The organism is Halorubrum sodomense, from assembly GCF_900111935.1.
Classification (GTDB): Archaea; Halobacteriota; Halobacteria; order Halobacteriales; family Haloferacaceae; genus Halorubrum; species Halorubrum sodomense.
On sequence record NZ_FOYN01000004.1, the window covers coordinates 147674 to 169059 of the forward strand.

Consider the following 21386-nt stretch of genomic DNA (forward strand, 5'->3'; position numbering starts at 1 on the left):
CCCGACGGCCGGGTCGTCATATATAAACCCTCCGCAGCGCTCCCTCCTGTCATGAGCGACGACCGGGCGTTCACGTACAACGGCGGGGCGGTACCGCCCGGCGACACCCAGAACATCCGCTACGGGATCAGCGAGACGTACCTCGGCGACCCGGTGCGGATCCCGGTCACCATCGTCAACGGCGAGCGCGACGGCCCGACCGCGTTCCTCACCGCCGCCGCCCACGGCGACGAGCTCAACGGGATCGAGGTCGTCCGCGAGGTCGCCCACGAGTGGGACCTCTCGGAGCTGGCGGGCACGCTGGTCTGTCTCCCGGTCCTCAACGTCCCCGGCTTCCTCGCCCAACAGCGCTACCTGCCGGTCTACGACCGCGACCTGAACCGGTCGTTCCCCGGGAAGCCGGGGTCGACCAGTTCGAAGCGGATGGCCCACCGGATCTACGAGAACTTCGTCGCGCCGTGCGACTTCGGACTCGACTTCCACACCTCCACCCGCGGCCGGACGAACATGCTCCACGTCCGCGCCGACATGACCGACGAGTCGGTCCACCGGCTCGCGCTGGCGTTCGGCTCCAAGGTGATCATCGACAGCGACGGGCCGGGCGGCACCCTCCGCGGCGAGGCGACCGACGACGGCGTCCCCACGATCACGATCGAGATGGGGGAGGCCCACCGGTTCCAGCGCCCGCTGATCGACGACGCCCTCGCCGGCGTCCGCTCCGTGTTCGCGGAGTACGGCCTGCTAGAGACCGACACGGTGCGCTGGCCGGGCTGGCGGACGATCGTCGCCGGCGCGGGCGAGAAGACGTGGCTGCGCGCCGACTCCGGCGGCATCGTCGACACCCACTTCGAGAGCGGGTCGCTCGTCCGCGAGGGCGAGCGCATCGCGACGATCACCAATCCGTTCAAGGAGGACGCCGTCGCGGTCGAAGCCCCCTTCACCGGCCTCCTGATCGGGCTCCTAGAGAACCCGGTCGTCTACCCCGGCAACCCCCTGTGTCACCTCGTCGAGATCGGCGAGTCGACCCGCCGGGCGATCGAGGCCGGCGACGCGCCCGAGCCGGTGGGACAGCCGACGCCGACGGCGTCGCGGTGAGGTCGCGGGAGGGGCGGTTTCAGCTCCCGCCGAGCCGCTTCCGAAGCCCGAGCGCGGCGCCGGCGACGACACCGACGAAGCCGACCAGGAACGCCGCCGGCTGGAGGAGGACGCGCTGCGCGACGACGCCCACGGGCTCGCGCTCGACGGTCCGGGTCCAGAACTCGTACCGCTCGCCGTCGTACGCGACGATCAACAGGCCGTCCCCGAGCGTCGGCTCCGTCGGGTACGACAGCGAGTCGACGCGTTCGTCCGGTCTCTCGACCCCGAACCCGCCTTCGGGAGCGTCGCGGGCGCGGTCGAACGCCGCCCGGGCCTCGGGCGCGAGGTCGGCGTACGCGACGACCCCGTTCGACGCTTCGGCGCTGCCGTTCGCTCTCCCGGCCGCCGGCGACTCGATGCCGGCCGCCGACCCCTCTCCCACCGGCCGGACCGTGTGCGTGTACGCGGGGTCCGGCTCACCGACCGAGACGGGGAGATACAGGGGGTTCGCCATCAGGAGGAGGCCGAGCGCGACGAGCGCGGCGGCCGCGAGCGGGGTGCGCATACCCCGGGTTCGGCGGGCCGGGAGTTGAGCCTTTCCGACCCTACCGCCCGATCGTCCCCTGCCGCGTGACGGGCGCGTCGGGGTCGACGAGGAAGGCGACGACCGTCGCGCCCTCGCCGCCCGCGGTCACGGTCGGCGGGGCGCCGTCGCCGGTCCACAGGACGCTCTCCGTCTCGTCGAGGGCGGCGCCGCCGACGTCGACCGACCCCTCGAAGACGTACGCGTAGGCGTCTCGTTCCCCGGCCGCCGGGAGCGTCGCGCCTTCGTTCGCGTCGAGTCGAACGTCGTAGCAGTCGACCGCGTTGCGCACGGTGAACGGGTGATCCGCGCCCGCGGACGCGAACACGCGGCGCCACTCGTTCGGCTCGGGGTCCGGCAGCGGGCCGTGCTGGATCCCGGGCGCTAAGCCGAGCTCCCGCGGGCGGACGAAGATCTGGAGCATCCGGAGCGGCGGGTCGTCCGCGAGCGTCTCCTCGGCGTGCCAGAACCCCTCGCCGGCGTTCATCACGAGCAGGTGGTCGGCGTCCGTGACGAGCTCGTTTCCCTCGCGGTCGTCGTGGCGCATCACGCCCGCGGGCACCCACGAGACGATCTCCTCGTCGCGGTGCTGGTGCATCCGGATCAGCGTGCCGGGGTCCATGAACGACTCGACGACCGTCGACAGCGGGCCGTAGCCGTGGTCGTCGTGGTCCGGGAGGTTGCGGCCGGGGAAGTTGAACCGAGTGCGGAACTTCCCCTGGTCCTGAAAGACGTCGGATCGGGGCGCGGGGTAGAGCCCGCGGTCGGTGGTCGTGGTGGAGTCCATTACCAACTGGTAAAATCTCCGTCGGCAAAAGCCGTCCGGTGGAGGGGACCGGCGGAAGGCGGGGTGTGGACGGCGAGCGAGGCGCGGGTGCCGCCCCGCGACGGCGACGCGCTCTTTTGTCCCGCTCCCCACAATCCGGTACCGTGACGACCGTCCTCTCGGATCTCGACCGCCGCAAGCGCGACGACCGGCCGGACGGGACGTTCTACGACGAGCCGCGGTTCGTCACCCACGCCGACGACGCGTTCCTCGCGCGGCTGACCGAGCTGTACGACTCCGTCACCGAGCCCGGCGACCGCGTCCTCGACGCGATGAGCAGCTGGGTGTCGCACCTGCCCGACACCGACTACGAGCGCGTCGTCGGCCACGGGCTCAACGAGGCCGAGCTGGCCGCGAACGACCGGCTCGACGAGTTCGTCGTCACCGACCTCAACGCCGATCGGTCGCTCCCGTTCGACGACGACGCCTTCGACGTCGTCTGCTGTGCGCTGTCGGTCCAGTACCTCCAGCATCCCGGGGCCGTGTTCGCGGAGTTCGCCCGCGTCCTCGCCCCCGGCGGAACGGTCGTCGTGAGCTTCTCGAACCGCATGTTCCCGACGAAGGCCGTGCGCGCGTGGCGCGCCGCTTCGATGGCCGAGCGCGCCGACCTCGTCGAGGAATACCTCGCCGCGGGCGGGTTCGAGGTCACCGAGCGGATCGCGGAGCGGCCGGGGGAGGACCCGTTCCACGCCGTGGTCGGGAGGCTCCCGTGACGCCGCGCGGCGTCGCGGTCGTCGCCTTCGACCTCGCGCTCGCCGTCACGCTCGGCGCGGCCGCGCGGCTCGCGCACGTGCTGTGGTACCGCGCCCTCGCGACGAGCGTCGCCGTCGACTTCGCCGGTTCGGTCGCCCTCGGCCTCGTGTTCGGGGTCGGGCACGTCCTCGTCGCCTCCGGCGACCGCGTCTTCGGCACCGCGGAGCGGGACGCCGACGCGTGGGTGTTTCGCCCGCGACGCGTCGCCGCCGCGTTCGGGGTCGGCTTCCTGCTCCACGCGTCGATAGCGCCGGCGTTCACGCCGTTCGGGCTCGAACCGAGCGGCGTCAACGCGGTGCTCGCGACCGGCGGCGCCGCGGTCGGGCTCTGGTCGCTCGCCGTCCGTCGGAGAACGCGGTAGGGGGCGGGGCCGAAACGCCCGACTCCGAGGCCGCTCGTTCAGTCCGCGGCCGCCGGCTCGACCGTTTCCAGGCCGGACCCGCTCGGCGGCCGGAGGGCGAAGGTCGCCAGTCCCGCGGCGACCGCCAGCCCGCCGCCGAGGAGGAACGTCGGGTTCCAGCCGAGGGCCGCGACGAGGTAGCCGGCGACGACGCCGGAGAAGACGCCGCCGCCGACCTTCGCGGTGTACAGGACCGCGTAGTTGCCGGAGGAGTTGGCCGCGCCGTAGTAGTCGGCCAGGAGCGACGGGAAGAAGACGTACAGCGGCGAGGAAAAGAACATCGCTCCGAGGACGAACACGACGAAGACGGCGCCGTTGCCCGCCTCGCCGGCGCCGACGAGGCCGATCCGGAACAGCCCGGCGAGGAGGAACGAGCCCGCCATCACGCGCTTGCGGCTGAAGCGGTCGGTCGCCTCGCCGAGGATCAGCCGCGAGACGCCTGCCGCGACGGGCAGCAGGGTCGCCGACAGCGTCGCGACGAGCGCCGCGAGCCCGAAGTTCTCCGCGAACCGGACCACGTTCGCGATGACCAGGAGGTCGGCGCTCGCCATCGCGATGAACATCGCGTACAGGAGCCAGAACTGCCACGTCGTGAGCATCTCTCGCGTCGAGTAGTTTCGGCCGCGGATCGACGCCGCGAGGCCCTCGTCGCCGTCGTCGTCGCCGTCCGCCCGATCCAGCCAGTCCTTCGGGGGGTCTCGGAGGAGGAGCGACCCGACCAGCGTCACGACCAGGATCCCGATCCCGATGTTGCGGAGCACGTCGCTGTACGCCGTCACGGTCGCGTTCGCGCGGACGTACGGGACGACGAGGGCGCTCCCGGCGGCGAACGCCATCGTCCCGACCCCGGTCGTCAGCCCCGTTCGGTCGGGGAACCACTTGACTGCGGTGTTGACCGCGACGGTGTAGACGATGCCGACGCCGACCGCGCCCAGCGAGTACAGCAGGTACAGCTGCCAGAGGCTCGTCGCGTACGCGAGCCCGACGTACCCGCCGCCGGCCAGGATCGCCGCGAGGAACGTGAGCGCACCCGGGCCGCGGCTGTCCCGCCACTTTCCCGCGGGGAACTGCGAGAGCGACTGGAACACCACGTAAAACGAGAACACCGCGCCGAGCGCCGGGAGCGCGATGTCGAGGCCCTCCGAGAGCGCCGGCGAGATCGACGACCAGACGTACTGGTACGGGCTCACCGCGGCCATCATCCCGGCGGCGGCGGCGATCTGCCACCACCGCGAGAAGCCGAGGGTGTCGGCCGCGCGCGCGGCGTAGTCGACGCCGCCGGCCGTCGCCGCTCCCTCCGCTTCCCCATCGGCGTCCTCCGCCGTCGGTTCGCCCTCACCCATCGTCGTTCGTCGTCCGCGTGCTGTCGGTCTGTGTCATGACGTGCGTGTCCCGTGTCGGTCCGCGTCCCCGCGCCCGTCTCTCCGTCCGTCGCGGGGCGGGCCGCTCGTTTTCACTCACCGCACTCGTCGACTAAAACGCGTCGTTGCGGTCGGTCCCCCGCGCCGACTCGCACGACGCGGACCTCGCGGTGATCGGCGCCGCCCGCCGACCCGGGCTCGACCGCCTCCGTCACTCCGACTCGGTCCCGGCCCGCGTCCGGCGTTTCGCTCCGTCACCGCGTCCTCGACGCCGCGGTCGCCGCCACGCGACCGATTAAGTGGATCGGAGCCCAACGATCGGTGTGACCCACGTAGGCATCGTCGGCGCGGGCGCCGGGGCGGCCGCGGCGGCGTTCGTGATCGACAGCACCGTGCCCGACGCGGACGTGACCGTCCTTGAGAAGTCCGGCGGCCTCTGCGGGCGCGCGGCGACCCGCCGCCACGACGACCTCACGTACGACTACGGGGCGAACTACCTGAAAAGCGACGACGACCGCGTCGTCGAACTGATCACCGAGACGCTCGACGACGAGGGGCTCGTCGACGTGACCGATCCGGTGTACACCTTCGAGGCGGACGGAGCGGTGTCCCCGGGCCGCGACGCCGACGACCACAAGTGGAGCTACCGGCGGGGGCTCACACAGATCGCGAAGCGGTTGTTCGGCCGCACCGACGCGACCGTCCACCGACGCACCCGGGTCGAGACGGTGCGGCGGGTCGACGGTGCGGGCGGCGCGGGCGGGGGCGCAGACGAAGCGAACGGCGACGACCGCTGGGAACTCGACGACGCGGACGGCGAGACGCACGGGCCGTTCGACGCGCTGCTGTTGAATCCGCCGGCCCCGCAGACGGCCGAGCTGCTCCGGACGGCCGAGTGGGACGACCCGCTCCGCGAGACGCTCGTCGAGGCCGTCGGGAGTGTCGAGTACGGGAGCGTCTGGACCGCGGTCCTCCACTACCCGTTCTCGCTCGACGTTCCCTACTACGCGCTCGTCAACACCGACAAGGAGCACGCGGTCGGCTGGATCTCCCGCGAGGAGTGTAAGGCCGGCCACGTCCCCGACGGGGAGACGCTGCTCGTCGTCCAAGCGAACGGCGCGTGGTCCGCCGCGCACTACGACGACGACCCGGCCCGGAACGTCGACGCGCTGGCGGCCCACGCCGCCGACATCATCGGCGACGATCGGCTGGCCGACCCGGCGTGGACCGACCATCAGGGGTGGCGCTACGCGCTCCCCGAGGGCGGCGTCGACCGCGGTCCCGTCGACTCGGCGCGCGACGTGGGGCTGTACCTCCTCGGCGACTGGGTCGCCGGCGAGGGACGCCTCCACGCCGCGATCGCGAACGGGCTCGACGCCGGCGAGCGCGTCGCGTACCGGATCTAGGGAGGAGCGGGAAACGAGAGATTCGGGGATGGCGCCGCGGTCGGACGCGGCGGCGCCGCTCCGAGAACGGCGGCTTTTCGAAAAAGCGGTTCTGCGACGCCTCGGCCGGCGGCCGGGCGGTCGCGTCAGTTCGTCGTGATCCGGTACTCGACCGTGCCCAGACCGGGGAGCGTGAGCGTCTGGACCCGTCCGCTGCGTCGGCGCAGGGTCCGCAGGACGGACCGCGAGAGGATGGCGAGCGCGACGGTGCCGGTCAACAGCGCGACGCTCGCCACCGGGTACGCGAACGCGACGAACGGAACGACGATGAGCGCGAGGAACGCGAGGGTTCCCAGCGGCGAGCGACTGCCCGGCGGCGATTCGGAGCCGATCCGTCGGTGCTGGTCCGCCGAGATCATGGAGCCTTGATTCATATCTCACCCTACACGCTCCGACGACTAAAACCTTTCATATTCCAAATAAGTTTTGAGAAATGGTACCAACACTCACGCACGGAAAACATCTAAAACGGTCGTTCATGCCGTGTAAGTGGTACCATGGGAACGGTTAGTACACTTCTCATATATCTGTGACATACGTCGGTCGGTGGCGCCGATCCCGCCCGGTGGTTGGGGGTTCCCGGTGGGCGCGGACGCCGCTCGCGGTTCCGGCGTCGGGGGGCGCGCTCCGCCGGCGGCGACGCCGGACCGGCACCGCGTTCGGCGGTGGCTTTATTCCGGTTCGAGTCGTCCCGTAGATACGGACAGAGACACACGATGACACCCGACACTCCCACTACCGATCCAGCGCTCGTCGTTTCCGCCCCGGAGCGCAGGCGCGCGGTCGCCGGCCTCGCCGACGACACCGTCGAGACGGTCGCAGATCTGCGCGTTCGCGGCCGGGCCGACGAGATCGCCGCCGAGCTCCGCGAGACGCACCTGCCGGCCTTAGAGGAGGCCGGCTACATCGAGTGGGACCGGGAGGCCGGGACCATCGAACCCGGCCCCAACTTCGAGGAGGCCGCGGCCCACGTCGACGACCTCCCGATGCCGGAGCCGGAGCCCTCCGACGACTGACGCTCCGACCGATCGCGCGCCCCGGCACGAGGCCCCGCCGCCGGCGCGGCCCGGGACGTTTTTGTCCGGGCGCGAGCGACACCCGACAGCGATGGCCGAGCCGATCCTCAAGTGGGCGGGCGGGAAACGGCAGCTGCTCGACGAGCTGTACGCCCGGTTCCCGTCCTCCTTCGGCCGGTACCACGAGCCGTTCGTCGGCGGCGGCGCCGTCTTCTTCGACCTGGAACCGCCGCACGCGACGATCAACGACGCGAACCCGCGGCTCGTGAACTTCTACGAGCAGGTCCGCGACCGCCCCGACGAACTGCTCTCTCGGCTGGCCTCGTTCGACGACCCCGAGAGCGACCCCGACCCGGAGTTCCCGTACGCCGCGGAGACCGCGCGCGGTCAGGCCGTCGACAGCTACTACTACCAACAGCGCGCGCGGTTCAACCGCCGCCCGTACGAGGGGGAGTTCGACCCGCTCGAAGAGGCCGCCCTCCTCCTCTACCTCAACCGCACCTGCTACAACGGCCTCTACCGCGAGAACGCGGACGGCGGATTCAACGTCCCGGTCGGGCGGTACGTCGACCCCGACTGGGTTCAGCGAGACCGCGTCCGGCGCGCGAGCGATCTGCTGGCCGACGCCGAGATCCGACGGGGAGACTTCGCGTACGTCCTCGACGCGGCGGAACCGGGCGATCTGGTCTACTTCGACCCGCCGTACGAGCCGATGAGCGCGACCGCGAACTTCAACGAGTACAGCGCGTCGGGGTTCGACCGCGAGGACCAGCGCCGCCTGCTCGACGTCGCCGGCGAACTCGACGACGCCGGGGTGTGGGTCGTGCTCTCGAACAGCGGCATGATGTACGACGCGTACGCCGACGCGGGGTTCCGCGTCGACCGCGAAGACGCGACACGCGCGATCAACAGCGACGCCGACAACCGGGACGCCGTCGACGAGATCGTCGCGACGAACGTCCCGCCCGCCGAGCGCCGGGAGGCCGGCCAGCGGAAGCTCTCTCGCTTCTGAACCGGTCCCGAGCGGCCGCCGGCGGCAGCGACCGCCGGGGCCGCCGGTGTCGGTTTCCGCGTCCCCGACCGCGCCGTTACGGCGGGCTTTTTGACCTCCCCCGCCGACGGCCAGGGTATGACCGATCTCGATATCGACCTCGTCCTCGTGCCCGTCGACGGCAGCGAGGAGTCACACGAGGCGGTCGATTACGCCATCGCGCTCGCGAGCGAGTACGGCGCCGGCGTCCACGCGCTGTACGTGCTCGACGAGGAGGTCGTCCGCGCCATCGACCACGGCGTGGTCGACGAGAGCGAGGTGGCCGCCGACTCCGAGGCGTTCACCGACTCCGTCGCGCGCCGCGCGGAGGCTGCCGAGGTCCCCCACAGCAACTCCATCGCCTACGGCTTCTCCACGTCGGTGAAGACCGTCCACCCCGGGAGCGTCGTCCTCGACACCGCCGAGGAGCTGGAGTCGGACTTCATCGTCGTCCCGCGCGAGCCGGTCTCCGGCGATCCCGGCGAGGTGCTGGGGAAGGCCGCGGAGTACGTCCTGCTGTACGCGAGCCAGCCCGTGTTGTCCGTCTGATGGTCGTCGGCCTCCTCCCGGCGGGAACGACGCTACCCCCCCTCCCCCACCTCCTCGTCGTCCTGCTCGCGACCGGCGGGGTCGTCGCCGCGCTCCGCCGCCGGCGCCCGCGGGTCACCGCCCGGCGCGTGCTCGCGCTCGCCCCGTGGATGGCGCTCGGCTCCGCGGCCCACGTCCTCTACGTCGTCGATGCGCTCCCGCCCCTCCTCGCCCCGTTCGCCGGATCTCCGACCGTCTATCTCACGGTGGGGTCGCTGGCGGGCGCGGCGTGGCTCGCCGCCGCCGCCGCTCGCCCGGACCGGGTGGCGACGGCCCTCGCGGCCGCGGGCGCGCTCTGCCTCCTCCCCGTCGTCGCCGTCGCCCTCGGGACCGGGCTCTCTCTCGCCGGCGCGCGCTGGTCGGCGGTCGCGCTCGCGCTCGCCCTCCCGATCACCGGCGCCGCCTGGGCCGGCCTGACGCGCCTCCGGCCCGAGGTCGCGGTCACCGGCGGCGTCGGCGCCCTCGCGCTGTTCGGCCACGCGCTCGACGGCGTCTCGACCGCGGTCGGCACGACCCAGCTCGGCTTCGGCGAGCGCACGCCGATATCGCGGATCCTCCTGGAACTCGGCGGGATCCCCCCGGTGCCGGTGTTGGGCGAGGGGTGGCTGTTCCTGCTCGTGAAGCTCGCGGTCGCGAGCGCCGTCGTGTGGCTGTTCGCGGCGTACGTCCGCGAGGAGCCGGCGGAGGGGTACCTCCTCTTAGGCTTCGTCGCGGCGATGGGGCTCGGGCCGGCCGCGCATAACCTGCTGTTGTTCTCCGTCGCGGCGTGAACTCGGCGTCCGTCCTCAGCGGACCGCCAGCGCGAACGCGACCGTGACGCCGGCGAGCAGGACGGCCTGGACGAACGCGCTGGCGAGGGCGCCGACGGCCGCGTAGGCCGCCTGCCGAGCGGCCTCGCGCGTGTCGCCGTCGTGCTCGTCGAGGGCGGCGACGAAGACGGTGCCCCCCAATCCGACGACGAGCCCGATCGGGCCGAGCGGGATCAGGAGCGCGATCCCGACCAGCGTCCCGACGACGACCGTCCGGGTCGAGGCCCCGCCGAGCCGCCCGGAGACCATCCCCGACGCGACGTCCGCGGCGGCGGCGAAAAGCGAGACGACGACGAGCGCGACCGCCACGGCGAGGCTCGGCTCCGCGAACCCGGTGGTGTACGCGTAGCCGACGACGGTCAGCGCCGCGAGGACGCCGCCCGGCACGAGCGGGACGAACGAGCTGGCCGTCCAGACGACGAGCAGCGCGATCGCCACCCCGGCCGCGAGAGTCACCATACGGACCGGACGCTACGTGCGCTGAAAACACTTCACTTCGATCGACCCGGCGGGGACGGGTCCGCCGACGCCGTTAGTCCTCTTCCTCGACGACTTCCGGGTCCTCGATGGCCGACTGGAGCGAGTCGAGCCCGTTGACCCATTCGGAGACAAGCCCGTACGCCAGGTCCTCGACGAGCTCCATGTCGAGCGCCTCGCCGTCGATGACGCGCGTGCCGGCCTGGACGACGTAGCCGAGCGCGGCGTCGAGGTCGTCGCCCTCCTCGGCCTCGGCGGCCGCGCGCACGAATTCGCTCACGTCGCCCTCCACGACGCCGCCGACGACGTACTCCTCGGCCGCGTAGAAGACGGGGACGAGCGAGGTCTGGACGCCGTCGATCAGCATCACCTTGTCCTCGTCGTCGAAGTCGACGTCTGCGAGGACGATGTCGCGGATGTCGTGGATCTCCTCGACGGCGCGGTCCTCGTCGATGCGGTCGTCGTCGAACGCGGCCAGCACCTTCACCACGGCGATGGCGGCGTCGTCCTGGAGGTTGAGGAGGAGCCGCGCGGAGTCCTCGTTCTCGGGGTCGAGGTCCTCCTCGGCCAGCCTGTCGAGCCAGTTCTGCCAGCGTTCGTCGGTATAGAACGTTTCGACGGCGTCGTCGTCGGTCATGTCCCGTACGTCGCCCGGACTACTCAAATGCCTTTCCTATCGATCGCCGCGCGAGACCGCGTCTCACCCGTGAGAATCCCGGATTCAGGGCTCCCGTTCGAGCGTCGACTCGGTGTCGATCCCGTACACGTCCCGGGGCGTCTCGACGTGCGCGCGCCGGACCGCCTCCTCGTGCCCCTCTTCCAGCAGCCAGCGCACCCGCCGCGGGACGGTCTTCGGCCCGAGGACCATCCCCGGCCGGTCCGGGTCGTCGACGTAGTCGGTCTCCATCAGGAACGGCTCGCCCGACTCGGCGGCGCGCTCTAACCGCTCCTCGTCGCTCATCACGCTCGGCGTGACGCCCGCCAGCTCGCCGGCGGCGTAGTGTTTGACGACGTTCGCGGGGTCGAGGCCGACCGCCTCCGCGACCGCGGCGAGGTCGGTCAGGTCCTCCGTGGCCTCGGTGTGGAGCTGGACCGCGCAGTCGACCTCGGCGCCGAGCTCGAACGCGCGGCGCGTGACCGCGTTCGACGCCTCCCAGACCGCGTCGCTCACGTCGTAGTGGGGGCGTCCGGACTTCAGCGCCAGCGCGTCGCCGTCCGCGACGTACTCGCTCGCGACCTTCAGGCCGCCGCGCATGAGGTCGCGGGCGTCCTCCGGCGAGAAGCCGCGCTCGTCGACCAGCCGGCTGATCAGGCCGGGGTGGACGCCGAGGACGGGCCACGCGCGCCCCGGAAGCGCCTCCGTCGCGGCCGCGACCGTCTCCAGCGTCTCCTCGAAGACGGCCCGGAACTCCTCGGGCTCGTCGGGCTCGACGCCGAGCAGCCACGAGGGCTTGTTCACCACGAGCAGGTGGGTGCCGCCGAGCCGCGCGAACTCCTCGACGGCCTCGATCCCCCGCCCGTGTCGCGGGTCGAGGTGGAGGTGATCGTCCAGCACGGGCGTGCCGAGATCCTCGGTCATGGGCGCCCGTTCGACCGCGCGCGATTAGAAGGATCGGTCTCGGGCGGGATCGGTCTCGGGAGGGATCGGTCTCGGGCGGGCGGATCGCGTTCAGCCCGGGGTGGCGCGCCGAGACGCCGCTCAGTCGGCGCGGTTCGCGGCGAACTCCGTCTCCGGCCTCGGCACCGTCACGTCGTCGAGCCCGGCCTCGATCTCGTCGCGGCGGTCCTCGAACCGCCCGGGTAGCACCAGGCGCTCCCCGAGCGCGTCGAGCGGTTCGTCGCTCGCGTACCCCGGGTCCGCGGTGGCGAGCTCGAAGAGGACGCCGGCGAACTCGCGGAAGTAGACGGAACGGAACCAGTGGCGGTCGATCTGTTCCGTGGGGCGTAATCCCAATGACGCCACCGCGTCGCGCGTCCCGGACTGGTCGGCGTCGGTCGGCGTCTGGAACGCGACGTGGTGGACGGTGCCGCGGCCCGAGCTCCCCTGCCGGTCCGTCTCGACGACGTCGACGTACTTGCCCACGGCGCCGCCCGCGGCGAAGCGAGTTCGGTCGTTACCGGTCGCGGCGTCCGCCCCGGACTCGGACTCGGTCAGCCCCATCGTTTCGAGGAGCCCCTCGGTGCGCTCGGCGTCGTCGAGCCACAGCGTCACCGAGTGGAAGCCGCGGATCGCGGCCGACTCGGGGACGAACGCGGTCCACGCGGTCGTCGGGTCGTCGTCGGGGATCTCGACGGCCACCAGCTCGACCGGGAGCCCGTCGGGGTCGCGGAAGGGGAGGACCGTCTCGCCGAAGCGCTCCTCGCGGGCGTCGTAGTCGACGCCGCGCTCGTCGAACCGCTCCTCCCAGTAGCCGAGGCTCCCCTCGGGGACGCGGAACGCGGTTCGGGAGACCTGCCCGGCGCCGACCTCGCCTTCGGGGAGGTCGGTCCACGGGAAGAACGTCATGCTGGTGCCGGGGGTGCCCTCGGCGTCCCCGTAGAAGAAGTGGTACGTGCCGGGGTCGTCCTGGTTGATCGACCGCTTCACCAGCCGGAGGCCGAGCGTCTCGACCCAGAAGTCGAGGTTCCGCTGGGGGTCGCCCGCGACGCAGGTCACGTGGTGGATTCCGGGGGTGGGCGTCGGGCCGTCTCCCGCCGCGCCCTCGGCGCCGGCGTCGGTGGAATCGGATTCGTCCGTCATAGTACCCGATACGTGGCCCAGGGACTTGAATCGGCGCGGACACGGATGTTACCGGGTCCTCGGCCGCGGCGGAGCGGACCGACGGCTCACCGCGTCCGCGCCATCGCCCGCTCGATCCGGTCGCGGAGCCCGTCCAGTCGCTCGCCGACCGAGCCGACCGCGGCGAGGACCGGGTAGGTGACGTCGAGGTCTTGGTAGCAGTACGCCGGCAGGTCGACGTCGTCGCTCAGCGCGAGCCGCCGCTCGTGCTCCGCGAGCACGCGCTGGCGGCGGGCCGCGATCCGGTCGCAGTCCCCGTGGAGCGCCTCGATTCGAGTCCGACAGGCGTCCAGCGCGCCGAACCCCGGCGTTCCGGCCTCGGTTTCGTCGTCGCTCTCGCTCCGGGGCTCGGCGTCGCCGCCGAGTTCGTCGCGGATCGCTTCGATCTCCGTCCGGATCGGGTCGAGTCGGGACTCGGCGCGCTCGACCGACTCGGTCTCCGATTCGAGCGCGTCGAGGAACGCTTCGCGCTCCTGGACCGCGGTCTCGGCGGCGCTCAGCAGGGAGCGCTTGTACTCCTCGTGGAAGTAGTCCGTCCTGGTGAGCGCGTACGCGAGCTCGGGGCCGAACTCCTCGACGACGCTCCGCTCGTAGGTGTCGTCGTACTCCGCCTCGTAGTGCGGGACCGACATCACCGTCGCTCGGTACGCGTCCCGCACCGCGACGAGTCGAGAGCCGGGAGAGGCGGTCCCGCGGCCGGCGCCCCCGACGGAACCCTTCACCGAACCGCCGGCTAGGCCTCTGACACCGGCGAATCCGTCACCCCCCGAGGCGTCCGACGGACCGGTGCTCACGCTCTCGTCGGGTATCGACGACACGCGACCGCGGAACGCCCGAAGCGCCTCCCGCTCGTCGACGGTCCGGCGGCGCTCGATCCGGAGGGCGGCCCGCGCCGCACGGACCGGGTCGTTCCCCTCGTCCGCGTGAGTGGCTGCCATACGCCGCCGTACGCCGAGCCCCGTAGTAAACGCTTATATGAGGGGTATCGCGGCCGCCAGAGCGGTTCGGACCGCTCCGGAGCGGTATATATCTCTTCGCCGTCGAACCCGCGGCCGCCCGATCGCCGGCGCCGGTGGACAGCAACTTTACCGCTCCGCCGCCGAGCGTGGCCATGGAGAAGGTCTCTCTCGCCGAGGCGTTCGACTCGTTCGACGAGACGTGGTCGCCGCGGCTCGCGGGCGAACTCAACGGGCAGGCGGTCAAGCTCGCGAAGGCGGACGGCGAGTTCGTCTGGCACCGACACGAGGCGGCCGACGAGCTGTTCTTCGTCCACTCCGGGCGGCTCCGGATCGAGTTCCGCGAGGCGGGCGACGCGGTGTTGGAGGCGGGAGAGTTCACGATCGTCCCGCGCGGGACCGAACACCGTCCGGTCGCGGAGCCCGAGGCCGACGTCGTGCTGTTCGAGCCGAGCGAGACGCGCAACACGGGGAACGTCGAGAGCGACGAGACCGTGACCGAGCCGGAACGGCTCGACTGATCCTCACGGCGCGACGGCGCGCGCGACTGACCCGAACAGGGGCAGCCCCAGCCCCGCGCCGACCGCGACGTACACGACCGGCCGCATCCCCGGCACCGCGGCGGCCGCCGGGCCGAGCGAGACCGCGAACGCGACGAGGGAGGTCACGCCGGCGCCGAGCGCGTACGCGACGCCGCGACGGACCGTCGGCGCCGCGAGCGAGGCGAGGGCACCGGCCGCGATCAGCCCGAGCCAGTGGGCCGACGCGAGCGCGACGCCGACCGCCGTCGCGGCGACGAGCGCGACGGCGTGCGGTCGCGGCTCCGTCCTGACGCGGTCCAGGAGCGAGGGCGAGCCGCTCATCGCGACTCCTCCGTCGGCTCGAACCGCACCGTCGGCCCGCCGCCGGCGCCGAGCGGCATCGGGCGCTGGTCGTTGTCGAGCCACCGCCGGAGCTGGTCGTCGTAGTGCTCGGAGAAGTAGTCGCCCGAGTTGCCGCCCGGCAGGACCGCGGTCGCGTCGGTCCCCGGGCGCACCACCATGCGCCAGCTCGACCCGACGGCGGACTCGACGCGGTAGTTCTTCACGGTCGCGGACGAGCCGTCGGCGGGCAGTTCCTCGTAGTTCAGGAACGGCGCTTCACCGCCCAGCGGGTGGTCCATCGCCCGGGTGGTGTTGTAGTCCCCGTACGCCTCCCAGCCCGCCTCGTCGGTTTCGTCGAGCGCGTCGCGGAGGGCCTCGACCGCGAGGTCCGCACGCGAACGCCCGTCGAACAGCGGGTCGTCGTCGGGGAGGCGCGCGAGCGTCCAGTCGCTCGGGTAGTACGCCTCCCCGAGGTCGGCGTCGGAGAAGGCCGGGTCGAAGACGCGCTCGCGGAACTTCGGCAGGTAGCGGGCGAAGAGCAGCGCGGCGCGGGAGTCGCGCCGCATCCGGTACTCCCACTCGTCGAGCGCGTTCGCGGCGTCGACGAGCGCCGGATCCGGGTCGGCCCCGGCGCGGACGGCGGCGACCAACTCGGGGACGAACTCCGGCGCGCGGCCGTCGCGAACGTCGCTCTGGAGCGCGCGGTGGAAGTCGGGGTCCGTGGCGCCGGTCCCGCTCCCGGGGTCGTCGGCGTCGTCCCCGCCCACCGCGTCGTCGAGCCGGTCGGCGATCCGCGCGCCGCGGTACGGGGCCGCGTAGTGCACGCCGACGTAGTGGACCGGGTCGTCGATCGGGCGCTGATTCGCCGTCGAGAGGGTGTCGGGGTCGATCGCGTGCGGCTTCTCCGCGAAGGGGACGAAGCCGTCCCACGAGGACTCGCCGAACGGCTCGAACCCCTCCCACTCCCCCTCGCCCGCGGAGCCGTCGAAGATCCGATCCCCGGCGACGACCTCGCCGTCGATACGGCGGATCGGGAGCCGGCCGGTCGCGAAGTAGAGCGTCCGCCCGTCCGCGTCCGCGTACACGAGGTTCTGGGTCGGCAGATCGAAGTCGCGGGTCGCCTCCAGCAGGTCGTCGATCCCCTCGCTTCGCCCGTACGCCTCGATGGCGGCCGTGGTGCGCGTCGCGGTGTGGCCGGTCCACGCGACGCCGACCGTGCGCCCCTCGCGCTCGATCAGCGGTCCGTGGACGGTGCGGCGCACGCGGAGCTCGCGGTCCTCGCCGCCCGCGACCGGGATCGCCTCGCGCTCGTCGGTCTCGAACGGGCGCCACTCGCCGTCGTACCGGTAGCGGTCGCCCGCGTCGTCGATCTCGTACCGGTAGCAGTCGAGGACGTCGGCGCCGAGGTTGGTGAACGACCACGCGCCGCGGTCGTTCGCGCCTGCGATGACGAACGGGACGCCGGAGAACGTCGCGCCCCGGACCGACCGCTCGGGGGTGTCGACCGACTGCTCGTACCACAGCGGCGGCGCCTGTAAGGAGAGGTGCGGGTCGTACGCGACGATCGGCGTTCCGCTCTTGGTGTGCTCGCCCGAGACGACCCAGCTGTTCGAGCCGACGCCCGTCGGGGACTCGAAGCCGGAGAGCCAGTCGGTCAGCACCGGGCCGACCGGATCGGTCGATCCGAGCGAATCGACGGGCGAGCGGACCGAAGCGCGGTCGGCCCCGCGGAGTGCGGACGCCCCCGCTTCGGACAGCCGCGTCTCGGTCCCGTCGAGGATCGTCTCGTCGTGGTCGTACCGCCTCGGAAACAGCGTCGCCGCGCGCTCCGCACCGAGGCGGTCGGCGACGAGCGCGCGCCGGAGTTCGCCGAAGTTCCCGGTGAGCGTCCACGAGATCTGTTTCTCCATCAGCATCGAGTCGACGGGGGTCCACGGCGCGGGCTCGTAGCCGATCAGCTCGAACTCCAGCGGGAGCGGCAGGTCCCTCATCGCCGCGTTGACTCCGTCCGCGAACGCCTCGACGAGGGGGCCGGCGCGGGTCTCGGCCACGACCCCCCACGTGGCCTCGGCGGCGTCGGCGAACCCCATCGCGACGTTGAACTCGTCGCTGTCGAGGGTCGCCTCCCCGACGACCTCGGAGAGCCGGCCGCGCATGGCGCGGCGCTGGAGGTCCATCGCGAACAGCCGGTCGAACGCCTGGCAGTAGCCGACCGCGAAGTACGCGGCTGGCTCCTCGTCCGCCTCGATCCGCGGGACGCCGAACTCGTCGCGCGAGACGCTCGCCGCCCCGTGGGGGCTCTCGACGGTCTCCGGGAGCGACCGGTCGGCCGCGTCCCACGTCTCGCCGGACAGCGGGGCGAACGAGTCGAGGAGGTCGGCCGCGTCGCTCGCCGCCAGCCCGGCCGTGCCGGCCGCGAGGGCGCTCGCGAGGACCGCGCGGCGCGTGGTATCGCGCGTCACCTCCCGACCGAGGCCGCGATCCCTCATTATAATTTGGATCGGATCGGGCGCGGGAAACGTACATCCGTCGGCCGGCCGTACGGCCGATCGATGGAGGTCGCGCTGATCACGGTCGGGGACGAACTGCTCTCGGGCGACACGGTGAACACGAACGCGAACTGGCTCGCCGCGGAGCTGAGCGACCGGGGCGTCGCCGTGAAGCGGATCCTCTCGATCCCGGACGAGAGGGCCGAGATCGCGGCGCGCGTCCGGGAGTACGCCGACGACTTCGACGCGGTGATCGTCACCGGCGGCATCGGGAGCACCCCGGACGACGTGACGGTGGAGGCGGTCGCGGACGCGTTCGACCGCGAGATGGTCGTCACCGACCTCACGCGCGAGTCGGTCGAACGGCGGCTGGCCGCGATCCGCGAGCGGGTGCCCGACCGCGAGTTCGACGTCGACGTCGCGGCCGAGGCGGCGGTCCCGGCGGGGAGCCGACCGCTCGTGACCGAGGCGGGACTCGCGCCGGGCTGCGTCGTCGAGAACGTCTACGTCATGCCGGGAATTCCGGACGAGCTGAAGGCGACGTTCGAGACGGTCGGGGACGAGTTCGCGGGCGACCGTCGCTCGCGGTTCCTGTACACCGTCGAGCCGGAGTCGAACATCATCGCCGCCTTAGCGGAGGCGGCCGAGCGGTTCGACGTCGCCGTCGGCTGTTACCCCGACCGCGAGGCCGCCCACAACCGGTTGAAGGTGACCGCGACCGACGACGACGCGCTCGACGCGGCCGCGGCGTGGCTGCTGGAGAACGCCAACGCGAGCGAGACGCCGGTGTCGCGCGACTGGTGAGGACGGGTCACGTCGGACCCGTCCGGGGACCGTCTGCCCGCGTTCGTGGTCGGTCCGGCGGTCCGAACACACGGCCCCGGTCGGGTTTCGTACGAGTGCGATTCATCCGGACACACGACGGTACGCGCCGCAACCGTGGTCCTCGCCGGCGACGAGTCGCACGCCGACTACGGTCGCCTCGCGAACGCCTCGGAGGCGGCCACGGAGTTCGCGGAGAACGACGACGACGAGATCATCACGTTCTGACAGACGCCTCGGACCGCTGGCGACCGGTGCGCCCCGGCGTACAGACGCGTCGCCCCGGTACTCCCCCGACTGCGACCCCGACTCCGACCGCGTCACCGAGTCCGACTCCGACCGCGTCACCGAGTCCGACTCCGACCGCGTCACGGCGTCGTTCCAGACGCCCCGTCATCTGCGCCCGCGTCGCTAGATGAACTCCGAGGGGTTCGGCCCGTTCGTGACGTGGACCTCGAACGGCTGCGTGCCGACGTCGTCCCGCTCGACGAGATGCCAGTACGTCTCGGCCAGCTCGTCGGGGTCGAGGAACGTCTCCGCCTCTCGGTCGGGCTGGCGCTCGCGGGCGTCGGGCGAGTCGATCTGTCCGTCGATCACGACGTGCGCGACGTGAACGCCCTCGCCGCCGAACTCCTGGGCGATGTCCATCGCCATCCCGCGGGCGGCGAACTTCGCGGCCGTGAACCCGATCGCGCCGCCGCGGCTCCGCACCGCCGAGGTCGCGCCCGTGAAGATCACCGTCCCGCCGCCTGTTTCGAGCATGTCGTCGACGGCCTCTTGCGAGCAGACGAACGCGCCCCGGCCGTTGACCGCCCACGCCTCCTCGAACGCCTCGACGCTCGTGTCCATCAGGCCGGTCCACGACGCGGCGCTCGCGTGGTTGACGAGGACGTCCACCGGCCCGAACGCCTCGCGGACGGTCTCGAACCCGTCCCGGACCGCGTCGACGTCGGTGAGGTCGGTCGTGACCGCGAGCCCCTCCCCCGGGTCGGGGAGGTCGGCCGCGAGCGCCTCGACGTACTCCGTCGAGCGGGCGAACAGGGCCACCCGACACCCCTCCGCCGCGAGCTTCCGCGCGAGCGATTCCCCGAGCCCCGGACCGACGCCGGCGATCACTGCCGTGCGAGTCATGTCTCCGCTAACGGGGGCCCGGTTGAAAACGATGTGTTCGCGGCGATTCGGCTGCGTCCGTAGCAGCGCCGCTCTCAGGGCTCCGGTCCGTCGACCCCCCCGTCCGTCGAGGACGAGGGCGTCCGCTCGAGCGGGTGGCCTCGTGAGGTGACGCCGTCGAGCCGGACGATCCGCCAGCCGTCGCCGCGACATCGGACCGGCTCCAGCACGGCCGTGACGGTGTCTCCGCGACCGAGTTCCCGGAGCCGCTCGCAGACCCCCTCACTCGCGTCGATAGCCTGGTAGGCCCGCCCGTCGACGCCGTACAGCGTCACTCCACCGTCGCGGTTCGGTTCCGCCGCGACCGTACATCGCCGTCGGACCACGTCGCTCGCTCCCATGGGTCTGAGGGCCGTCCCGATCCGTCATAAAACGAACTATGAGGCCATCGTACGCCGATAGATGGCTATTGAGCACTACCGACGCGACCCGGACGAACCCCGACCGAGTTCACTCGGCCGGCTTCGCCCGGAGCTCCGGGAAGTACCGGCCGTGGAAGTCGAACGGGACCGCGTGCGGTAACGTCGCCCGAGCGCGCAGAGAGAGGGTCTCGCCGTCGAGGACGAGCAGGCGCGACCGGCCGGCGTCGACGTCGAGCGCGACGGTCACGACGACGCCGTCGTCCTCGGCCTCGCCGTCGGGCGCCGGGACGAACAGGGGCTCGCCGAAGTAGTCGCCGCCGTCGTCGAAGGTCCGGACCGCGTCCGTCTCGGCGTCGACCTTCACGACGCGTCGCGCCCACTCCGTGACCGGGGTGTCCATCCCCATCGCGTAGACGTAGCGGTGAGAGCGGCACCAGCGCGCGGGCGACGCGGTCGGCAGCGCGCTGCCGCCGTCGAACAGGCGTTCCCGGGACACCGCCGCGTCGCCGCCGCCGTATCGGTTCGCACCGATCGCCGACCCGAGGTCGACGGTGAACCGTTCGATCCGACCCGCCATGGTCCCCATCTCGCCGGCGCGGACGTTCTCTAAGTACAGCGAGTCGATCGCGGTCGCGTCCGGGATCGTTTCGAGATCGAAGACCACCTCGGTCCCGCCGTCCCGTTCGAAGGCGTTGACGTGGTGAAACCCGAAGAACGGGTCGGTCGTCGGGTCAGCGACCACGTCGCCCGTCGTCCGGTCTAGCACGACGATCCGCGTGCCGCGATCGGGCTCCCACTCGAACTGTTCGATGAACGGGGGTTGCCGGCCCGGCTTCAGGAACCGACGCGGGTCGAGTCGGAGGGGGAACTCCGTTAGGACGACGTACCGGGGCGTGAGCGCGAAGCTGTGCATGTACGCCGGCTCGTCGGTGTCGACGCTGCCGACGTGGCGACGCTCCCCGTCTCGGGTCCACGCCGTGACGTGGTACCGGCTCGTCCGTCCGAACTCGGTGTCGACCGTGACGAGCGCCCCCGTCGCCGGGTCGCGCTTGAAGTGAGCGCAGGAGAGCTGGCCGCTCGGCGCGTCGCCTTCCCGGTCGACGTGGCCGGCCGTCGCGAGCGTGTTCGGGTCGACCCCGACGCCCCGCGGCGACTCGGTCAGCGCCACGTACTCGTCGCCGATCCGCTCGGTGACGATGTTCGCGTTGTCGTACGGCTCCGCGAGGAACGTCGCCAGCCGCGAGCGCAGGGTCGTCTCGCCGGTGGCGAACCCGCCCTCGAATTCGCCGCTCGTCGCCGCGTCATACGCGTCGCTCCGGAGGAAGCGGTTGCGGTAGTGGACCGCGTCGCCGTCGCCACCCGAAACCGAGTCTGCGCGGTCCCCCGGATCGAAGGTGAAGCGGTACAGCATCGCCAGGCCGTCGAACCAGTGGTCCACGTCGCTCCCGTCCGGGAACGAGAACGCGCCGGGACCGTTCCGGATCAGACTGCCCCGGAGCCACGCGGGCAGATCGCCCCGGACCGGAATCGACGCGGTCGTCTCCTCGTGAAGCGAGTGGAACCCGGCGTGCGAGACCATG

At 72.0% G+C, this 21386-nt stretch carries 24 protein-coding genes; 10 read left to right on the forward strand and 14 right to left on the reverse strand.

All coding sequences use genetic code 11. The features are described 5' to 3' along the window. Window positions 1-51 precede the first annotated feature (51 nt). Window positions 52-1095 (forward strand): succinylglutamate desuccinylase/aspartoacylase family protein, encoded by a 1044-nt coding sequence (locus tag BM286_RS13835; RefSeq protein WP_092923664.1) that lies wholly within the window; start codon window positions 52-54, stop codon window positions 1093-1095. Between the two features lie 19 nt (window positions 1096-1114). Here BM286_RS13835 and BM286_RS13840 read toward each other — a convergent pair whose 3' ends face one another. After that, on the reverse strand, window positions 1115-1642 hold the full coding sequence (locus BM286_RS13840) for a hypothetical protein (RefSeq protein ID WP_092923667.1): 528 nt from the start codon (window positions 1640-1642) through the stop codon (window positions 1115-1117). A 40-nt stretch (window positions 1643-1682) separates the two neighbouring features. Further along, window positions 1683-2447: a pirin family protein gene (locus BM286_RS13845; RefSeq protein ID WP_092923670.1), complete on the reverse strand. Its 765-nt coding sequence runs from the start codon at window positions 2445-2447 to the stop codon at window positions 1683-1685. Between the two features lie 143 nt (window positions 2448-2590). Between BM286_RS13845 and BM286_RS13850 the strand changes: the two genes are divergently transcribed. Both BM286_RS13850 and BM286_RS13855 read left to right on the forward strand, forming a co-directional pair. Then, on the forward strand, window positions 2591-3199 hold the full coding sequence (locus BM286_RS13850) for a class I SAM-dependent methyltransferase (RefSeq protein WP_092923673.1): 609 nt from the start codon (window positions 2591-2593) through the stop codon (window positions 3197-3199). After that, window positions 3196-3600 carry a hypothetical protein gene (locus BM286_RS13855; RefSeq protein ID WP_092923676.1) on the forward strand — a complete coding sequence of 135 codons (405 nt, stop codon included), beginning with the start codon at window positions 3196-3198 and terminating at the stop codon, window positions 3598-3600. Before BM286_RS13850 ends, BM286_RS13855 begins: the two co-directional genes overlap by 4 nt. A 38-nt stretch (window positions 3601-3638) precedes the next feature. Here BM286_RS13855 and BM286_RS13860 read toward each other — a convergent pair whose 3' ends face one another. After that, window positions 3639-4982, reverse strand: coding sequence for an OFA family MFS transporter (locus BM286_RS13860; protein ID WP_092923679.1), 1344 nt, complete (start codon window positions 4980-4982; stop codon window positions 3639-3641). 341 nt (window positions 4983-5323) lie between these two features. On the opposite strand from BM286_RS13860, the gene BM286_RS13865 reads away from it, so the two are divergent. Continuing rightward, a complete protein-coding gene (locus tag BM286_RS13865; protein WP_092923682.1) occupies window positions 5324-6406 on the forward strand; it encodes an NAD(P)/FAD-dependent oxidoreductase in 1083 nt (360 codons plus the stop codon). A gap of 125 nt (window positions 6407-6531) precedes the next feature. On the opposite strand, the gene BM286_RS13870 is transcribed toward BM286_RS13865, so the two are convergent. After that, a complete protein-coding gene (locus BM286_RS13870) occupies window positions 6532-6819 on the reverse strand; it encodes a hypothetical protein (RefSeq protein ID WP_092923685.1) in 288 nt (95 codons plus the stop codon). Between the two features lie 342 nt (window positions 6820-7161). On the opposite strand from BM286_RS13870, the gene BM286_RS13875 reads away from it, so the two are divergent. From BM286_RS13875 to BM286_RS13890, 4 genes are all read left to right on the forward strand, one after another. Then, entirely contained in the window at window positions 7162-7461 is a 300-nt protein-coding gene (locus tag BM286_RS13875; RefSeq protein ID WP_092923688.1) for a hypothetical protein, read from the forward strand. A gap of 91 nt (window positions 7462-7552) precedes the next feature. After that, window positions 7553-8473: a DNA adenine methylase gene (locus BM286_RS13880; protein ID WP_092923691.1), complete on the forward strand. Its 921-nt coding sequence runs from the start codon at window positions 7553-7555 to the stop codon at window positions 8471-8473. A 117-nt stretch (window positions 8474-8590) separates the two neighbouring features. Then, the gene (locus tag BM286_RS13885; RefSeq protein ID WP_092923695.1) at window positions 8591-9040 is read left to right on the forward strand and encodes a universal stress protein; all 450 of its coding nucleotides are present in this window, start codon (window positions 8591-8593) and stop codon (window positions 9038-9040) included. After that, entirely contained in the window at window positions 9040-9849 is an 810-nt protein-coding gene (locus tag BM286_RS13890; RefSeq protein WP_092923698.1) for a DUF63 family protein, read from the forward strand. The genes BM286_RS13885 and BM286_RS13890 overlap by 1 nt, the downstream gene beginning before the upstream one ends. A gap of 15 nt (window positions 9850-9864) precedes the next feature. On the opposite strand, the gene BM286_RS13895 is transcribed toward BM286_RS13890, so the two are convergent. From BM286_RS13895 to BM286_RS13915, 5 genes are all read right to left on the reverse strand, one after another. Beyond that, a complete protein-coding gene (locus BM286_RS13895) occupies window positions 9865-10347 on the reverse strand; it encodes a DUF456 family protein (RefSeq protein WP_092923701.1) in 483 nt (160 codons plus the stop codon). A 73-nt stretch (window positions 10348-10420) separates the two neighbouring features. After that, window positions 10421-11002, reverse strand: coding sequence for a DUF2150 family protein (locus BM286_RS13900; RefSeq protein WP_092923705.1), 582 nt, complete (start codon window positions 11000-11002; stop codon window positions 10421-10423). An 84-nt stretch (window positions 11003-11086) separates the two neighbouring features. Next, a complete protein-coding gene (locus BM286_RS13905) occupies window positions 11087-11944 on the reverse strand; it encodes a TatD family hydrolase (protein WP_092923708.1) in 858 nt (285 codons plus the stop codon). 120 nt (window positions 11945-12064) lie between these two features. After that, on the reverse strand, window positions 12065-13105 hold the full coding sequence (locus BM286_RS13910; protein WP_092923712.1) for a ring-cleaving dioxygenase: 1041 nt from the start codon (window positions 13103-13105) through the stop codon (window positions 12065-12067). Window positions 13106-13191: 86 nt separating this feature from the next. Beyond that, window positions 13192-14082, reverse strand: a complete 891-nt coding sequence (locus BM286_RS13915) for a DUF7260 family protein (RefSeq protein ID WP_092923715.1) — start codon at window positions 14080-14082, stop codon at window positions 13192-13194. 173 nt (window positions 14083-14255) lie between these two features. Between BM286_RS13915 and BM286_RS13920 the strand changes: the two genes are divergently transcribed. Next, on the forward strand, window positions 14256-14621 hold the full coding sequence (locus tag BM286_RS13920) for a cupin domain-containing protein (RefSeq protein ID WP_092923718.1): 366 nt from the start codon (window positions 14256-14258) through the stop codon (window positions 14619-14621). A gap of 3 nt (window positions 14622-14624) precedes the next feature. Here the strand turns inward: BM286_RS13920 and BM286_RS13925 are convergent, their stop codons facing one another. Together BM286_RS13925 and BM286_RS13930 are read right to left on the reverse strand one after the other, a co-directional pair. Continuing rightward, window positions 14625-14963, reverse strand: coding sequence for a hypothetical protein (locus tag BM286_RS13925; RefSeq protein ID WP_092923721.1), 339 nt, complete (start codon window positions 14961-14963; stop codon window positions 14625-14627). Beyond that, window positions 14960-17425, reverse strand: coding sequence for a penicillin acylase family protein (locus tag BM286_RS13930; RefSeq protein ID WP_092923873.1), 2466 nt, complete (start codon window positions 17423-17425; stop codon window positions 14960-14962). The genes BM286_RS13925 and BM286_RS13930 overlap by 4 nt, the downstream gene beginning before the upstream one ends. Window positions 17426-17515: 90 nt before the next feature. Between BM286_RS13930 and BM286_RS13935 the strand changes: the two genes are divergently transcribed. Beyond that, window positions 17516-18256 (forward strand): competence/damage-inducible protein A, encoded by a 741-nt coding sequence (locus BM286_RS13935; protein WP_092923724.1) that lies wholly within the window; start codon window positions 17516-17518, stop codon window positions 18254-18256. A 429-nt stretch (window positions 18257-18685) separates the two neighbouring features. Here BM286_RS13935 and BM286_RS13940 read toward each other — a convergent pair whose 3' ends face one another. From BM286_RS13940 to BM286_RS13950, 3 genes are all read right to left on the reverse strand, one after another. Further along, the gene (locus BM286_RS13940) at window positions 18686-19405 is read right to left on the reverse strand and encodes an SDR family NAD(P)-dependent oxidoreductase (protein WP_092923727.1); all 720 of its coding nucleotides are present in this window, start codon (window positions 19403-19405) and stop codon (window positions 18686-18688) included. Window positions 19406-19479: 74 nt separating this feature from the next. Then, entirely contained in the window at window positions 19480-19785 is a 306-nt protein-coding gene (locus BM286_RS13945) for a hypothetical protein (protein WP_092923729.1), read from the reverse strand. Between the two features lie 109 nt (window positions 19786-19894). Beyond that, window positions 19895-21385, reverse strand: a complete 1491-nt coding sequence (locus tag BM286_RS13950) for a carotenoid oxygenase family protein (protein WP_092923732.1) — start codon at window positions 21383-21385, stop codon at window positions 19895-19897. Window position 21386 lies beyond the last annotated feature (1 nt).

Excerpts from the sequence above, each read along its gene's own strand:
- BM286_RS13835 (WP_092923664.1), top strand. The coding sequence starts at position 52 with ATGAGCGACGACCGGGCGTTCACGTACAACGGCGGGGCGGTACCGCCC.
- BM286_RS13840 (WP_092923667.1), bottom strand. The coding sequence starts at position 1,642 with ATGCGCACCCCGCTCGCGGCCGCCGCGCTCGTCGCGCTCGGCCTCCTC.
- BM286_RS13845 (WP_092923670.1), bottom strand. The coding sequence starts at position 2,447 with ATGGACTCCACCACGACCACCGACCGCGGGCTCTACCCCGCGCCCCGA.
- BM286_RS13860 (WP_092923679.1), bottom strand. The coding sequence starts at position 4,982 with ATGGGTGAGGGCGAACCGACGGCGGAGGACGCCGATGGGGAAGCGGAG.
- BM286_RS13870 (WP_092923685.1), bottom strand. The coding sequence starts at position 6,819 with ATGAATCAAGGCTCCATGATCTCGGCGGACCAGCACCGACGGATCGGC.
- BM286_RS13875 (WP_092923688.1), top strand. The coding sequence starts at position 7,162 with ATGACACCCGACACTCCCACTACCGATCCAGCGCTCGTCGTTTCCGCC.
- BM286_RS13880 (WP_092923691.1), top strand. The coding sequence starts at position 7,553 with ATGGCCGAGCCGATCCTCAAGTGGGCGGGCGGGAAACGGCAGCTGCTC.
- BM286_RS13885 (WP_092923695.1), top strand. The coding sequence starts at position 8,591 with ATGACCGATCTCGATATCGACCTCGTCCTCGTGCCCGTCGACGGCAGC.
- BM286_RS13890 (WP_092923698.1), top strand. The coding sequence starts at position 9,040 with ATGGTCGTCGGCCTCCTCCCGGCGGGAACGACGCTACCCCCCCTCCCC.
- BM286_RS13895 (WP_092923701.1), bottom strand. The coding sequence starts at position 10,347 with ATGGTGACTCTCGCGGCCGGGGTGGCGATCGCGCTGCTCGTCGTCTGG.
- BM286_RS13900 (WP_092923705.1), bottom strand. The coding sequence starts at position 11,002 with ATGACCGACGACGACGCCGTCGAAACGTTCTATACCGACGAACGCTGG.
- BM286_RS13905 (WP_092923708.1), bottom strand. The coding sequence starts at position 11,944 with ATGACCGAGGATCTCGGCACGCCCGTGCTGGACGATCACCTCCACCTC.
- BM286_RS13910 (WP_092923712.1), bottom strand. The coding sequence starts at position 13,105 with ATGACGGACGAATCCGATTCCACCGACGCCGGCGCCGAGGGCGCGGCG.
- BM286_RS13915 (WP_092923715.1), bottom strand. The coding sequence starts at position 14,082 with ATGGCAGCCACTCACGCGGACGAGGGGAACGACCCGGTCCGTGCGGCG.
- BM286_RS13920 (WP_092923718.1), top strand. The coding sequence starts at position 14,256 with ATGGAGAAGGTCTCTCTCGCCGAGGCGTTCGACTCGTTCGACGAGACG.
- BM286_RS13925 (WP_092923721.1), bottom strand. The coding sequence starts at position 14,963 with ATGAGCGGCTCGCCCTCGCTCCTGGACCGCGTCAGGACGGAGCCGCGA.
- BM286_RS13935 (WP_092923724.1), top strand. The coding sequence starts at position 17,516 with ATGGAGGTCGCGCTGATCACGGTCGGGGACGAACTGCTCTCGGGCGAC.
- BM286_RS13940 (WP_092923727.1), bottom strand. The coding sequence starts at position 19,405 with ATGACTCGCACGGCAGTGATCGCCGGCGTCGGTCCGGGGCTCGGGGAA.
- BM286_RS13945 (WP_092923729.1), bottom strand. The coding sequence starts at position 19,785 with ATGGGAGCGAGCGACGTGGTCCGACGGCGATGTACGGTCGCGGCGGAA.
- BM286_RS13950 (WP_092923732.1), bottom strand. The coding sequence starts at position 21,385 with ATGGTCTCGCACGCCGGGTTCCACTCGCTTCACGAGGAGACGACCGCG.